The organism is Ampullimonas aquatilis, from assembly GCF_049675895.1.
GTDB classification, from domain to species: Bacteria; Pseudomonadota; Gammaproteobacteria; order Burkholderiales; family Burkholderiaceae_D; genus Ampullimonas; species Ampullimonas aquatilis.
Genome location: NZ_CP183834.1, coordinates 1,818,319 through 1,830,797, shown reverse-complemented (window position 1 = coordinate 1,830,797; position 12,479 = coordinate 1,818,319). Strand labels below are relative to the sequence as shown.

Sequence of the window (12,479 nt, the reverse complement as noted above, 5' to 3'; positions counted from 1 at the left end):
GGGTCTTCTTATCGTTAGTTTTATAGATTCAAAGTTAGAACCTAAGTTAGAAAACGCCGAAGCCCGCGCTGTACAAGGCTTTGCGGCCGATCCATACTCCTGATAGCACGACAGCGCTGCGCCTGATAGCACGAGGATGCCCACTCCCGATAGCACGAGCGGATTCACCGTTTTTCCACAGGCACGTGCCTTACACCGAACTCCGCGCCGGGGCTGGTGTTGAAGCTGCCGCCGGGGCGCAGTGGTGCCGTAGACGGCACAGCTCGAAAGGTCAGCACTTCCGGCCCATGCCTCGGCCGCAGTACGGCGAGCGTGTAACCCGGCAACGGCTGGCGCGCCACGATGCAGCGCAGGTCGTAGGCGAAGTCGGTGAAGCGCGCCAGGCTGCCGGACTTGCGATGCAGGTGTGGGAACTCGAAGCGCCAGCCCTCGCGCTGCCAGCCGCCGTGCTTGCGCACCAGGCGGTACAGCCAGCGCTCGATGCCACCGGTCAGGCGGAAGTAGTTGGCGTCGATGGTCAGCACCAGGCTCTCTTCGAGCACTCCCGCGTAGAACCAGTCTGGCAGGATCAACTCGATGCCCTGCGGCCGGCCCTGGCCGTTGGCACGCTCCTTCCACTCGTTGATCCACGAGAAACGGTGCAGGCGTCGCGCATTGGCTTGGCGGATCGAGGTGGCCACGCTGGTGGACTGCAAGCGGTCCAAAGCCGCTTTGAGGCGCTGGTAGTCGCGCAGCGACGTACCGCGGCCGATGAAGCGCAGGATCTCGTAGGGCGTGGCCGCCATCAGCCGCGACGAACGAATGCCTGCGTCGCGTGCTTCGACGATATGGCTGGCGGCCCAGATCAGGATGTCGGCATCCCAGATGGTCGCGATGCCATGCTCGGCCGTGCCCTCGACACGCACCGTCACGCTGCTGGTGCGGAAGTCGATCGGCACTGTGCGTTTGCTCTTGGCCAGCGAGAAGAACGGGTAGGCCATCAGATCCTGCGCATCGCGCGCCGGTAGCTCGCCGGAGAAGGCGTGGAACAGTTCGAGCTGCTCGCGCTGTGGGTCGCGCTCGATGGTCATCAGCAAAGGAGTCCATCGAAGATCAACGTCCGCTGTTCCGGCGGGCGGCGTATTCGGGATCAGAGGTCATTTCGAAGCTGCGCGCATCGGCCCAGGTTTCGAGGTCGACGACGGCGTACATCACGCGCCGACCAAACTTCCGAAAGCGCGGCCCACCGCCGATGACACGCTGCTTTTCCAGCGTGCGCGGCGACAGCCGCAGGAAGGCAGCAGCTTCGTCGTTGGTCAGGTAGCGCGCCGGCTGTTTCGTCGAAGTGGACTGCGGCGTAGCGGCGGGTGCAGCCTGCGGCCGGTTCGGCATTGGTCTCATAGGGTGGGCCTTCATCGGTGTTCATCGCCGACGGGCCAAGCGCCGCCGGATGGAGGCAGTCTGGGAAAAGACCGGCGTTCTGCGCAGGGATGAAGTGCGCCCCGCGCGAACGTCCCTAGTCGAACATGTCGAACTGGAGCAGGCGGCGGTAGCCGCCGCTCATCAGCGCCTTGCCCGCGCGGATGGTGCGCCGCACTTGGGCACGCAGGTCGCCATCGGCGTACCAGCGCTCGGCAACGGCCTGGCGGCCGAACACTGCGGCGGCCACTTCGCGTTGCGAGGCCCCGGACAGCACGCCATCGAGCGCCTGCAAGGCGTGCATGTGGGCGAGGGCGGTGCGACTGGGGCGCGGGTGCGAAGCTTCCGGCGCGGTATTCAGCATTGCCAGTTGTGCTTCAATGGCGCGCCAGCGGGCACCGGCCTGTTGTCCCGCGCGTACGGCATAGGCGTAGGGCATACCGTCTTCCAGGTCGCGTGCGAGGGTCATGTGCGCCACTTGGTCGCCAACGGTGCTGGTCAGGCGCAACTGCCGGCCGTCGTCGCTGAGCGACTTATGGCCGGGGATGTTCCACAGGCAAAAGGCCGGCGCGACCTCGGGTGGGTCGTCGTCTACGCGCAAGGGGATCGAGGCATCGAACTCAGGCAGCCATGCAGGCTGCACGCATCGCGCGTCGCGGCCCGGGTCTTCGTACTGCCGCAGATACCAGCATTGCGCCTGTGTGTCTTCGCAGCGATGGTGTTGCCAATCGAGTCGATAGTTCGGGTTGCGCCGCAGGTACTCCCACGCCAGCGATGGCCCGTCGAGATGCAGGACAAACAGATACGCGGCAACAGGGTGCCAATGTCTGGCGTGTTGGTTCATGGCGCAATCTCCTATCGGCCAACAGGGCGCGCCACGGCCGAGACGTTGATATCGTTTTACGTGAGGAAATCCGTCGAGACGCCAAAGCAGACAGCAGCAAGTCCTGCCGCCAGTCGTGGCGGCATCGCAGGTTGCGGCAATGCGCGCGGTGGATTCAGGCCGTTTACGTCAGCGCTGTGCCGGCGTGCCATGCAATCGCGATTGATGCAGTGTGAGTCTTAATCCTGATGACATCAGGCTGCGGCGGCCTTCGCCAACCCCGTCAGTCGTTGATCGACCCATCCTCGCGCGCCAGCCGGGCGTACTCGGAGAGTGGCCGCCGTGGCGTGAAATACGGATCGCGTGCAACGGCCAAGTCCCGTGGTCCGCGAATGCTCTCCAGCACGGAGAGCCGCACATGGCCGAGTTCGGGCGTTCCCATGCCGAGGTCGAGCAAACCGAAGGCCGTGTCGCCGTCGGCGGGATTGAGTTCGGTCAGCAGCCAGGTCGCGTGCGCGTCCAGAGTGACCAGCTTGACCACCGGCAACGGGTCGCGTTGCTCGCCGCGTGCGGCGGCAGCGCCGTTGTCCAGTAGTTGGGTGCGGTGGTCGTCGGTGATGAGCGGGGTCATGGCTGCCTCCTCCATCTTGCACAGAATCGCCATTGTGTATTTGTTCTGTTACGTCGAAGCACACAAGCGGATGCCGCCAAATCCGTGGATGCACGAATCGACGAAGGCGGAAGTACGGAAGCCCTGATTTCAGTAAAAGCGGCTTTCAGCATAAGCACGTCCGGCGCAAGCTCAAGCAGGGAAGATTATCAAATGAACACTATAGATTGTAGCCCTATAGGGCGCTATCGGGTGTCATCTTCGTTTTACCTGAAACGATCTGATGACATCGAAGAACTCATTCCCTGCGGCGCTCAAGACAGTCAGAAAAGCCCGTGGCCTCAGCCAGGAAGCTTTCTCGGACGTGTCGAGCCGCACCTACATGAGTTCGCTCGAACGTGGCCTCAAAAGTCCGACCTTGAGCAAGGTCGCCGAGCTGTGCGAGGTGATGGAGGTGCATCCGCTCACGCTGCTGACGCTGGCCTATGCAGGCGCCAGCGAACGCAAGCTTGAGCACCTGCTAGGACAGGTGCGGCAGGAATTGTCAGCCCTTGCCATCAAAGAAGAAGAAAACTAAACACTGATGATCTATGTTGATTCGACGGACGACAGCATTGACGGACTCGTGAAGCACGTCTGTGCCCCTTTGTTCGCGACTACGCAGTTCTTGCAGGGAGGGCACAACGAATCGATAACCAGCGCAACGGTGACGTTTGTGCAGTTTGAGTCGCACGTGTACGCAGTGACATGCCACCATGTCCTTTCGGCATTCTTCGCTGAGGCCATTCGGACTGGGAAGCGCATAGCTCCCGCAATCCATGCAGGAACAACAGTTCGCCACTTCGCCTCCTACAGCCCCGAAGGAAAGTACCGATGGGCATTCGTGAGCTGCCGCAACTTTCCTCTGGCATCTGACGTAGATAACGCTGAAGCGCTCGCCGATCTAGATCGCGAGAATGCGGAGAGACCCGATATCGCCATTGCTGATGTGAGCGAGGTTTGGCCAGCTATTCAGGACAACCGAGGTGCCGAAGCGATCAATCTCGACGCCTGGACAGAGCCGAACTGGTCGATCGCTCAGCCGGTGTGGATGGCGTACGGCTTTCCTGACGACCACAAGTACCGGTCCAGCGATAAGGTGGCGGCACCGATGCCGCGAGTTACGGTGGACCTAGCAACCTCGCCGCCGTCACCAGAGAAACCGACCTACATACTGTGCTCGACGCTGGACGTCGAGCATGGATGGGGATTCAGTGGCCTGAGTGGAGGCCCGGTTTTGGTCGCGCATACATCGGAAGACCGCTATGCGTATGTTGGGCTGACGTTCGAGGGGGCTCCAAGTTCCAAAGACCCACAACAGGACGCAGAGGCGTTCGTCCGGAAGGACGACATCATCTTGAAAGGCTATCACCTGACGCCGCACGAATTTCGAAGCTGGCTATCGCAGCGAAAGTTCGGTGTTGAGCTTTCCTGACGCACCATCTCAAAATTTCCGGCGATGGGCATTTGTCGGAATGCGCCCCGCCGAAGCGGGGCGCGAAGGCGACGCTCAGTCGCCCTTGCTGCGCGACCAGATCAGGTTGTGCGCGCCGTCCTCGCCTTCGACCAGGCGGGCGTAGATGGTCGCCGGGAACGACGGGTCATCCAGGGTTGCCGACAGGTAAGGACGTTCCGCCTTGCTGACTTTCTTCCACGCCGCGCCGATCTCGAAATTGCCGGCGACGATGCGGTAGTCCGGAGCGTTCTCGCTCTCCTTGGCGTTCGGAACGAATTTGACCTTGACGTTGAGCGTTAGGGTGCGAACCGTGCCGGCGAAGCTGTCGTTTTGTGCGGTGAAGATGCCGATGTTTGCCATGATGAAATTTCCTTTCGGTGAATCAAGGTCGCGCCCATCGCGGCCTTGTCGGTGATCCGAAGGGCGAGGGTCGGGCGGGCTGCATTGCGCAGCGGCCGCAACGCAGTGGAGGACCGGGAGGCACAAGAAATTTGTCTCGCGAGGAAGACCGCAGGTCGGGGAAATTTGCTGGGCCGGACGGTTGCAGCCATCAAGCCCGAGGCGCAAGCCGTGCCCTCGCCAGGATTCACGACAAGCCAAGGCCGCCGTTGGGTGCGATCCCGCCGAAAGGCAGCCTGGCTCCGGCATCTCCGCACAGCAGCGCCACCGGCACGCATCCTCCCGCAGTCAAGGTCAGTTCCAAACGCCCGAGGATGAACGCTCCTCGCGCGTCGGCGTAGGCTTGATCGTTCGCGGTGTGGAAGAGCATGGTGGACGGCCTTGTCGGTGAGCCGTCCTTCGTGACGACCAGGCGGTGAATCGCCAGCGTCGAGGACGGCACACTTTGGCACAACCTGCCGCAGCAAGCCGGGGCGTAGCCCCACAAGCCCCGCCATTGCGGCGGTCCGCGCGCAAGGCCGCTGTGCGTTGCCATTGCCGCACGCCAGCGTTTCTATCAGCGTGGCGTCGGTCGAGCAGATTGATGGGAAACTGAGTCGATGCTAAAGTGATCCCGTCGGAAAAGGCAGACTTGGTTTGGTAAGCCCAAGTCCTTTCGGAAACGAAAGCTCTGTCTCTCGCTAACGCAGGAGACCCCACGACGAACAGCCGATGCCGTTTTGGCATTCATTTGTTCGTCCGTGTGGTTCCTTATCCCGACGAACCGCTCCGGTCGAACATCGACAAAGGAGCGATTCATGCAAAGTCTTCCCTCTGTTTCCCGTACGGCACTGATCACCGGCGCAAGCCGTTCGCTGGGCCTCGGCTTCGCCGTGGCTCGCGCGCTTGCCGAGAAGAACCATCACGTCATCTTAGCCGCAAGGGACGAAAGCCAAGCGGAACGGCTCGCCGCAGAACTGCGCGAAGCGGGCCACCAAGCGACTTCGCTGCGCCTCGATCTGGCCGACCGGTCCAGCATTCACGAAGCGGCCGATCGTCTCACCCGAACGATCAATCGCCTCGACGTGCTGGTGAATAACGCGGGCACCATGCCCGACTTCGATACCAGTTCGGCGCTCGAGGTCGATTTCGACGCGCTCCATTCGGCATTCCAGGTCAATGTGTTCGGCTGTTGGGGGCTGATCCAGGCCCTGCTCCCGCTTCTGCGACAGGCTCCGGCCGCCCGCATCGTCAATGTCACGAGCGCTGCGACACAGCAGATAGAAAGTCCCGAACCCGGCCCCATTTTTTCACCTGCCTATTCGTTCTCCAAATACACCCTCAACGCGCTGACGGCGACCCTGGCCGCGGCGCTCGCCGACACATCGATCCTCGTCAATGCCGTCGATCCGGGGGCGGTCGCCACCCACCCGGAACGAGGCGACGACGCCGACGACCGGCCTCCTGCCGAAGCCGCAAAGGGCATCGTCTGGGCCGCAACGCTTGGCGCAGACGGGCCGACAGGCGGGGTCTTCCACGACGGCAAGCCCGTCACTGACGCGTCGCGATGAATAAACCCCTCATCGTCATCTTCGCAGCCATCGCGCTTGATGCGGTCGGGATCGGCCTGATCTTTCCGATCCTGCCGCGGTTGATCGAGGACGTGACCCATGCGGCGAACGTCGCGTCATACGTCGGCGTCCTCACCGCGCTCTACGCGGCGATGCAGTTCGTCTTCGCGCCCGTCCTCGGTGCCTTGAGCGATCGACTTGGCCGTCGACCGGTGCTGCTGATCTCACTGGGCGGCGCGGCCGTCAACTACGTGCTGATGGCGTTCGCTCCGTCCCTGTGGTTGCTGATCGTCGGCCGTGCCATCGCGGGGTTGACGAGTGCCAATATCTCGGTCGCAACGGCCTACATCACGGACATCTCACCCGAGAGCACGCGCGCAAGGCGCTTTGGTCTGTTCAATGCCATGTTCGGGATCGGCTTCATCCTCGGCCCAATCCTCGGCGGTGTTCTCGGCGACTACGGACTGCGGCTGCCGTTTATCGCTGCGGCCGTGCTGAACGCGGGTAATTTGCTGCTGGCGCTCCTCGTCCTGCCGGAGTCTCGCATGCCAAGCCGAGAGAAGATCGACTTTGCAGCGCTCAATCCGCTGCGCCCGTTGCGCTGGGCCTTTTCGATGAAGACGCTGATGCCGGTCATTGGGGTCTTCTTCATCTTGAGCGCGACCGGCGAGGTGTATGGCACTTGCTGGGCGCTATGGGGCCATGATGTGTTCCGGTGGAACGGCCTATGGATCGGCCTGTCGCTGGGCACCTTCGGCGTGTGCCAGGCACTGGCGCAAGCGGTCCTGCCAGGCCCCGCCGTCCAATGGCTGGGAGAACGCGGAGTTGTCCTGACCGGCATCGCCGGAGCCTGTGTCGCGCTGGTGGTAATGGCCTTTGCCACCCAAGGCTGGGTGGTGTTCGCGATCATGCCGGTGGTTGCTCTCGCTGGCCTGGGCACGCCCGCCTTGCAATCGCTTGCGACCCGCCTCGTCGATGAGAGTCGGCAAGGCCAGTTTCAAGGAGTGCTTGCGTCCGCGATGAGTCTGGCATCCATCGTCGGGCCACTCGTGTTTTCGAGCGTCTATTTCGTCGTTCGCGAGCGATGGCCGGGGGCCATCTGGCTGTCGGCTTTGATTGTCAACGCGATAGCTGTGCCGCTGGTGCTCAGCTTGCGATTCAGTGCGACGAGGGACTCTGTGCGCGGATTGAGCTGATGCCCGCGCCAACGGCACTAATCGCTGCGCCGCGCAAGACCGTTGCACGCAGCCCTGTCATCGCTGGTCGAAGGCGGCGACGGGGCGATTTTTGCTGTGGCCGTTGAATCCAGGCGCGACAGACCAGGCGCGCCTGATTCAGGAAAAGCCCCGGCGCGGCGCGCCGGGCCATGCTGCTGTGTCACGCGGCCAGCGCGTGGACCTCCTCAGTGGAATCAACAGCAACTCGTATGCTGCAACGGTAGCGGCGGCGACCGCGCGCAATGCTTTGGTTTAATTTTAGTGCAATGGTGTTCATGGTCGTAGCTCCTATCCCTCGCGGGACGTTCAAGATGAGAGAAAGAAAATCGATGCGTGATCAAGGGGGCGCAGCCCCCTCGGGCGGTCTTGCCAATCAGTCCTTGAGTCGTTTCATGCCCTCGGCCAGCAGCCACAGGGCGCGATTGACCTTGACGTTCTGGTCGATGCCTTGAATGGGCCGGGTGCGCTGCTGGCGGCCGTTGGCGTTACGTCCCAACAATCCGCCCTGCGTCAGGTTCTCCTGCGTGCGGTTGAATACGCTCCACAGGTCGGAGCGCGCATCCTCATTGCGGCGTGGCATCAGCAGTTGCGATTCGGTGATGGGCGCAGGCGTGGCCGGGTCGTCGTACTTGAGGGACAGCGCCGCATGGGCGAATACTTCGGCCTCGCCCCGGTCGAGCGTGAGGGCGCGCATTTCATCGCGGTGCTCGCGCACCAGATCGAAGCCATCCAGCACGTCATACGCGCCCTCGATTACTTGCCCGACCACATCGCCTTTGTGCGGGATGCGCAGATCGGCCACGGTATCGCCGCACACCAAGCCGTTTTTGCAGACGAAGCGGAACATGCCCGCCAACATCTGATAGCTGCTGGTGCCATCGTGCGAGTTCAGCAGGATGATTTCGTTGGCTTCCGCGCCATTGATCTGGTCGGCATGGCGCAGCCGCACCATGTGCTTGGTGTGCTCGCGCTTGCCTTCATCGCGCACACGGGTCTGGCACACCATGAACGGCTGAAAGCCCTCCTTGCGCAGCTCCGACAGCACCGCGCCGGTCGGGATGTAGGCGTAGCGTTCGGAGCGGCTGGCGTGCTTGTCCTCGGCGAAGATGGACGGGGCCACAGTGCGAATCTGGTCATCCGACAACGGATGGTCGGCGCGCAGCACCGGGGAGCGGGATGCGAAACGGGAACTGAGTTGCATGGTCTTTCTCCAATCAATGAGGTTGCGGTTTCAAAGCTGACCGGATTCCAAGATTCGGAGCCCGTTGTGGCTTTGGTTGGTTCGGCGCAGCGACCTGGGCCGGTCCCTGTTTGCCGCCGTCTTTCCTGAGTTCATCGCCCGCGAAAAACCGGGCCGGCGAGGGCTGGCTGTCAAGGAAACAAGCGCCGGGTGGGTGCGGCCCGCAGCGCAGCGAGGACACGGCCCGGCGCGCCTTGACGGCCGGACAGCGCTGGCTACGGTCGCGGGAATGGCGATGAACGTGGGGAAAGACGATCGAGCGGCCGAAGGGCCAGGGATGCGCAGAATCAACGCCGCGCGGCGAGCGCCACTGCGTGCCACCGGCACGCCTGACTGGAAGTGAACGAAGCGCGCAGCGCGAAAACAGCACCGTGCGCAGGCCGATCAGGCGCAGCCTGTTCGGCGGTCTTGCGGGGCGCCAAGCCGGCGCGGCGGGGTGGGCGTCAGCCGACCCCTGGAGGCAAGCGCAGCGCGCAGCTTTTCCACCAAACCAAGGACGCAGCAAAAAAAAGGGGGCAAGGCCCCCCTCGGGTTACAACAGCCCGCGTTCGGCAAAGCTCAGTCTGCGACCTCGACCGCCTCGTCGCGCGTCATCCGACGTTCAGCGCGGGCTTGATGGGCGTGGCTTGGGTCTCGGCGCGGTGGACGGCCTGTCGGTGAAGCGCTCGGCGGCCATGCCCGCCTGTTTGCTCGTGTCGGGGACTCACAACTCGGTGAACAGTGCAAGGAGTCTTCGTGTATTCTTTCCTGGTCGGAAAAGAGCTGATCGGTACGGTAAGCCCGATTCCTTCCCTCTCCGGGAAGCTCTGCACCCCAACCGGGGCCCACGACAAGCGAGCTACGCATTTGCGTAGCGGGCTTGTTGGGTCGCGGAAGTCGATTGCCTCAATCGTTGCTACGTCTCCAGCAGGTCGAACATCACCGTTCACTGGAGAACACCATGCAACTCAACCACCTTGACCTCCCCGTACCGCAGACCTCCGCGACAAAGGCGTTCTTCGTGGAGCACCTTGGCTTCACGTGCGTCTTCGAGCGCGAAGACGGCCTGACGGTACTGATCGATGAAGCGGGCTTCGCCCTGACGCTGAGTCCGCTACCTAGCGGCGAATCGCTCAAATATCCAACTGGATTTCATGTGGGCTTCAACTTCCAAGAGGAAGCTCAGGTCGTGCAAGCCCATGACAGACTGGCTTCCATGGGCGTGGAGATCGTTCGACCCCTTGGCCAGTTGGGTGGTGCGCTCACCTTTCACTGCAACGCGCCTGGGCCGGTGCTTGTCGAGTTTGGCTGGCGACCACGCGACTAGCTGCACTGTGCGTTTTGCATTCGCTGCCTTGCTTAGGTGCGCGCGAGAAGCGGAAATTCTTTAGCCTTTGTGAGCGCGTCATAAGGCGAATGGAGTAACGATGTTGTCGCCAGCGTCGCCGCAGAGTCCACGTGCCAGGTCCGTGCTACTTGCCGCCTAACAATAGAGCGGCCAACAGCCCAAAACCGATTGCAATGGCCGCAGTGTGGTCCTGTTTCTCGGCAACCACGTCAACACCTTGTTGCCGCAGTTGGGCTTCATATTGATCGGCCCACTTCAGGACTTGGCTGGGCTGTAGACCGAGCTGGGCTGCAACGTTTCGTAGTTGCGATAAGTTCAGCACCGACTCGCCAGATTCCAATCTGGAGTATGCGGACTGTGACAGCCCGAGTTGGGCCGCGAGCTCACCTTGTTTGATGCCTCGGGCTTCGCGCTGTTGGGCCAATATTCGACCGACCAGAGAGGGGTAGGTAACAACGGGTTTCAACGGTTGAGGGGTTGACTTCGCTTTCATTTATGCATTTAATGCAAATATGTTTAAAGCGAGGATACCATGTTCCCACTTCCGATACAGCAAGAACTTTGGACGTTGTCTGCCGGTACTGTCATTCGGGTGAGTCACGGTTTGTATAACCACGTGGCCTTGATCGGTGATCAGTTCATCATGGGCGAACGCAGCGTGCTGGCCTTTTCCGCCCAGGCTGGTGGGTTTGTCGAGCAACCATATTCGGCGTTTGCCGCAGGACGCGCCGTGACCAGCGATGGCTATCCTAGCGGGTTGCCATCACAGGTCGTTATGCAGCGTGCGCGATTGAAACAGGGACAAGCTTATTCCTGGATGGACTTCAACTGTGAACACTTTGTGCGTTATGCCCATGGGCTTCCCGTTGAGAGCCCACAGTTGCGGCAGTGGGCGTTCCTTGCTGGCGCGCTTGGTCTTGTAACGCTCGCCACGGCGCGCGGCTAAGCTCCAAGTCGGAATCTGCCTGCAATGACGTCCTATTCGGTTGCTGATCCGCAGATTGATGAACTCCTCGACCTGGAGACTGGCGAATATCTAAATGCTGGTGAGCTCATTGGCACTGACTACGGCCATGTTATGCAGTTGCGCATGGCGTTGCGCACTGACATCGCAGCCGGTACGCCTCGTTATGGCTGTGCCTTGTGTGGTGTCCCGGTATACCTTGTTCGCATGGCGCAGGCTGAGCACTTCTTTTTCAGGCACCAACTTGAAGACGGGCGCTGCCCGGCTCAGACGCGTGGCCAGCTGTCTGAAACGGAGATATTGGCGCGTAAGTACGACGGCGCCAAAGAAAGCAGGTTGCACCAGCGGATGAAGGAATGGATAGCGCGCAGTCTCGCTGCCGATCCGGCGTTCTCGGACATTCAAACCGAAGTGACTTGGAAGGGCAGCGGGACCGGACGGTGGCGGAGGCCGGACGTGCGGGCGCGTTATGGCAATCTTCCCGTGGCCTTCGAAGTGCAACTATCGACCACGTTCATCCGTGTGATTGCGGAGCGCAGACAATTCTATCTGAGCGAGGGTGGGCTGCTCTTTTGGGTGTTCGGGCGTTTCGGCGAAGCTGACCGTAGGTTGACCGAAGACGACGTGTTCTACAACAACAATCGCAACGCGTTCGTCGTCAGCGCGCAGACGGCCGAGGTTTCTATGCAAGCAGGGCAGTTTCAGCTCGATTGCTACTGGAGTGATCCGGCGCAATCGGCGAGCGGTCCGCTGCAGCATCAAAGGGTGGATTTTTCTCAGCTCACGCTCGAACAAGAACGGCAACGTGTTTTCTACTTTGACTTCGATCGTCAGGTCGCGGAACTCCACGCACAAGAGCGCGAGCGTCGTTTAGCGATTGAGGCGCCGTTGCGCGCCCGGTTCGACGCGTTCTGGATGGCCTACATGACAGATGGGTCGCACGACGATGCAGCGTGGCTGGAACTGCGCCGTGAATTGAAAGATCGCGGGGTGCCTTTGCCACGCTATCTGGGTCAATTCATGCAACGACAATTGCTGAATGCGCTGTATTCGGCGCGTGAGGGACGGCCGATCGGTTTTGGCTACTCAACGTTCATTGAGCTGGCGCACTGGATTGCTTCGAGTCACAAGGGCTACTTGCGGGCATTTCGTCACGCCTTGGAGGTGTATTGCCGTGCCGAACAATTGAAAGCGGAGGATCACACCGGGAAGTGGCGAGTTAAGGTCGCAGGCTACAAGCCAAAACTTGCCGCCAACGATCCGGCCTATGCGCCGGTCAATCCGTATCCGGAGCTGGTTGCCTTCGTGTTTCCTGAGTTACTGTAGTAACGGTGGGCGAGGTATTGGGGTGAGACCCAGGCCCCCTGATGCGCGGCCAGATCCGCCGCGTTATCACACCGAGTCGCCAATGTGCGCAGACCGATCAGGCACCGTCTGTTCGACGGGCTTGTGGCGC

Annotated in this window: 14 protein-coding genes and 1 pseudogene; 7 read left to right on the top strand and 8 right to left on the bottom strand. The window is 61.6% G+C overall.

The window, feature by feature from the left end:
- Positions 1-245 precede the first annotated feature (245 nt).
- From ACMYR3_RS08400 to ACMYR3_RS08385, 4 genes and pseudogenes are all read right to left on the bottom strand, one after another.
- Positions 246-1,070 (bottom strand): annotated as a pseudogene (locus ACMYR3_RS08400) (replication initiator protein A); the annotation flags it as partial.
- Positions 1,071-1,092: 22 nt separating this feature from the next.
- Positions 1,093-1,380 carry a helix-turn-helix domain-containing protein gene (locus tag ACMYR3_RS08395; RefSeq protein WP_424191213.1) on the bottom strand — a complete coding sequence of 96 codons (288 nt, stop codon included), beginning with the start codon at positions 1,378-1,380 and terminating at the stop codon, positions 1,093-1,095.
- A gap of 115 nt (positions 1,381-1,495) precedes the next feature.
- Positions 1,496-2,242 carry a DUF2285 domain-containing protein gene (locus ACMYR3_RS08390; RefSeq protein ID WP_424191210.1) on the bottom strand — a complete coding sequence of 249 codons (747 nt, stop codon included), beginning with the start codon at positions 2,240-2,242 and terminating at the stop codon, positions 1,496-1,498.
- 262 nt (positions 2,243-2,504) lie between these two features.
- Positions 2,505-2,852, bottom strand: coding sequence for a DUF2958 domain-containing protein (locus ACMYR3_RS08385; protein ID WP_424191208.1), 348 nt, complete (start codon positions 2,850-2,852; stop codon positions 2,505-2,507).
- 262 nt (positions 2,853-3,114) lie between these two features.
- Between ACMYR3_RS08385 and ACMYR3_RS08380 the strand changes: the two genes are divergently transcribed.
- On the top strand, positions 3,115-3,408 hold the full coding sequence (locus ACMYR3_RS08380; RefSeq protein ID WP_424191206.1) for a helix-turn-helix domain-containing protein: 294 nt from the start codon (positions 3,115-3,117) through the stop codon (positions 3,406-3,408).
- 6 nt (positions 3,409-3,414) lie between these two features.
- Complete coding sequence (locus tag ACMYR3_RS08375; RefSeq protein ID WP_424191204.1) at positions 3,415-4,305, top strand: hypothetical protein; 891 nt, start codon at positions 3,415-3,417, stop codon at positions 4,303-4,305.
- Positions 4,306-4,380: 75 nt separating this feature from the next.
- On the opposite strand, the gene ACMYR3_RS08370 is transcribed toward ACMYR3_RS08375, so the two are convergent.
- Positions 4,381-4,686, bottom strand: coding sequence for a DUF736 domain-containing protein (locus ACMYR3_RS08370; protein WP_424191202.1), 306 nt, complete (start codon positions 4,684-4,686; stop codon positions 4,381-4,383).
- A gap of 226 nt (positions 4,687-4,912) precedes the next feature.
- Positions 4,913-5,260, bottom strand: coding sequence for a hypothetical protein (locus tag ACMYR3_RS08365; protein WP_424191200.1), 348 nt, complete (start codon positions 5,258-5,260; stop codon positions 4,913-4,915).
- Positions 5,261-5,522: 262 nt separating this feature from the next.
- Between ACMYR3_RS08365 and ACMYR3_RS08360 the strand changes: the two genes are divergently transcribed.
- Both ACMYR3_RS08360 and ACMYR3_RS08355 read left to right on the top strand, forming a co-directional pair.
- Entirely contained in the window at positions 5,523-6,275 is a 753-nt protein-coding gene (locus ACMYR3_RS08360) for an SDR family NAD(P)-dependent oxidoreductase (protein WP_424191198.1), read from the top strand.
- Positions 6,272-7,471, top strand: a complete 1,200-nt coding sequence (locus tag ACMYR3_RS08355; protein ID WP_424191196.1) for a TCR/Tet family MFS transporter — start codon at positions 6,272-6,274, stop codon at positions 7,469-7,471. The genes ACMYR3_RS08360 and ACMYR3_RS08355 overlap by 4 nt, the downstream gene beginning before the upstream one ends.
- A 394-nt stretch (positions 7,472-7,865) precedes the next feature.
- Here the strand turns inward: ACMYR3_RS08355 and ACMYR3_RS08350 are convergent, their stop codons facing one another.
- Complete coding sequence (locus tag ACMYR3_RS08350) at positions 7,866-8,693, bottom strand: DUF932 domain-containing protein (protein WP_424191194.1); 828 nt, start codon at positions 8,691-8,693, stop codon at positions 7,866-7,868.
- A 979-nt stretch (positions 8,694-9,672) separates the two neighbouring features.
- Here ACMYR3_RS08350 and ACMYR3_RS08345 point away from each other — a divergent pair.
- A complete protein-coding gene (locus ACMYR3_RS08345) occupies positions 9,673-10,038 on the top strand; it encodes a VOC family protein (protein WP_424191192.1) in 366 nt (121 codons plus the stop codon).
- Positions 10,039-10,183: 145 nt separating this feature from the next.
- Here ACMYR3_RS08345 and ACMYR3_RS08340 read toward each other — a convergent pair whose 3' ends face one another.
- On the bottom strand, positions 10,184-10,552 hold the full coding sequence (locus ACMYR3_RS08340; protein WP_424191190.1) for a helix-turn-helix domain-containing protein: 369 nt from the start codon (positions 10,550-10,552) through the stop codon (positions 10,184-10,186).
- Positions 10,553-10,591: 39 nt separating this feature from the next.
- Here ACMYR3_RS08340 and ACMYR3_RS08335 point away from each other — a divergent pair, with 39 nt between their 5' ends.
- Together ACMYR3_RS08335 and ACMYR3_RS08330 are read left to right on the top strand one after the other, a co-directional pair.
- Entirely contained in the window at positions 10,592-11,005 is a 414-nt protein-coding gene (locus tag ACMYR3_RS08335; RefSeq protein WP_424191188.1) for a hypothetical protein, read from the top strand.
- 24 nt (positions 11,006-11,029) lie between these two features.
- The gene (locus ACMYR3_RS08330; protein WP_424191186.1) at positions 11,030-12,349 is read left to right on the top strand and encodes a DUF6035 family protein; all 1,320 of its coding nucleotides are present in this window, start codon (positions 11,030-11,032) and stop codon (positions 12,347-12,349) included.
- Positions 12,350-12,479 lie beyond the last annotated feature (130 nt).

Excerpts from the sequence above, each read along its gene's own strand:
- ACMYR3_RS08390 (WP_424191210.1), bottom strand. The coding sequence starts at position 2,242 with ATGAACCAACACGCCAGACATTGGCACCCTGTTGCCGCGTATCTGTTT.
- ACMYR3_RS08355 (WP_424191196.1), top strand. The coding sequence starts at position 6,272 with ATGAATAAACCCCTCATCGTCATCTTCGCAGCCATCGCGCTTGATGCG.
- ACMYR3_RS08365 (WP_424191200.1), bottom strand. The coding sequence starts at position 5,260 with ATGGCAACGCACAGCGGCCTTGCGCGCGGACCGCCGCAATGGCGGGGC.
- ACMYR3_RS08370 (WP_424191202.1), bottom strand. The coding sequence starts at position 4,686 with ATGGCAAACATCGGCATCTTCACCGCACAAAACGACAGCTTCGCCGGC.
- ACMYR3_RS08375 (WP_424191204.1), top strand. The coding sequence starts at position 3,415 with ATGATCTATGTTGATTCGACGGACGACAGCATTGACGGACTCGTGAAG.
- ACMYR3_RS08395 (WP_424191213.1), bottom strand. The coding sequence starts at position 1,380 with ATGAGACCAATGCCGAACCGGCCGCAGGCTGCACCCGCCGCTACGCCG.
- ACMYR3_RS08335 (WP_424191188.1), top strand. The coding sequence starts at position 10,592 with ATGTTCCCACTTCCGATACAGCAAGAACTTTGGACGTTGTCTGCCGGT.
- ACMYR3_RS08330 (WP_424191186.1), top strand. The coding sequence starts at position 11,030 with ATGACGTCCTATTCGGTTGCTGATCCGCAGATTGATGAACTCCTCGAC.
- ACMYR3_RS08340 (WP_424191190.1), bottom strand. The coding sequence starts at position 10,552 with ATGAAAGCGAAGTCAACCCCTCAACCGTTGAAACCCGTTGTTACCTAC.
- ACMYR3_RS08380 (WP_424191206.1), top strand. The coding sequence starts at position 3,115 with ATGACATCGAAGAACTCATTCCCTGCGGCGCTCAAGACAGTCAGAAAA.
- ACMYR3_RS08350 (WP_424191194.1), bottom strand. The coding sequence starts at position 8,693 with ATGCAACTCAGTTCCCGTTTCGCATCCCGCTCCCCGGTGCTGCGCGCC.
- ACMYR3_RS08360 (WP_424191198.1), top strand. The coding sequence starts at position 5,523 with ATGCAAAGTCTTCCCTCTGTTTCCCGTACGGCACTGATCACCGGCGCA.
- ACMYR3_RS08345 (WP_424191192.1), top strand. The coding sequence starts at position 9,673 with ATGCAACTCAACCACCTTGACCTCCCCGTACCGCAGACCTCCGCGACA.
- ACMYR3_RS08385 (WP_424191208.1), bottom strand. The coding sequence starts at position 2,852 with ATGACCCCGCTCATCACCGACGACCACCGCACCCAACTACTGGACAAC.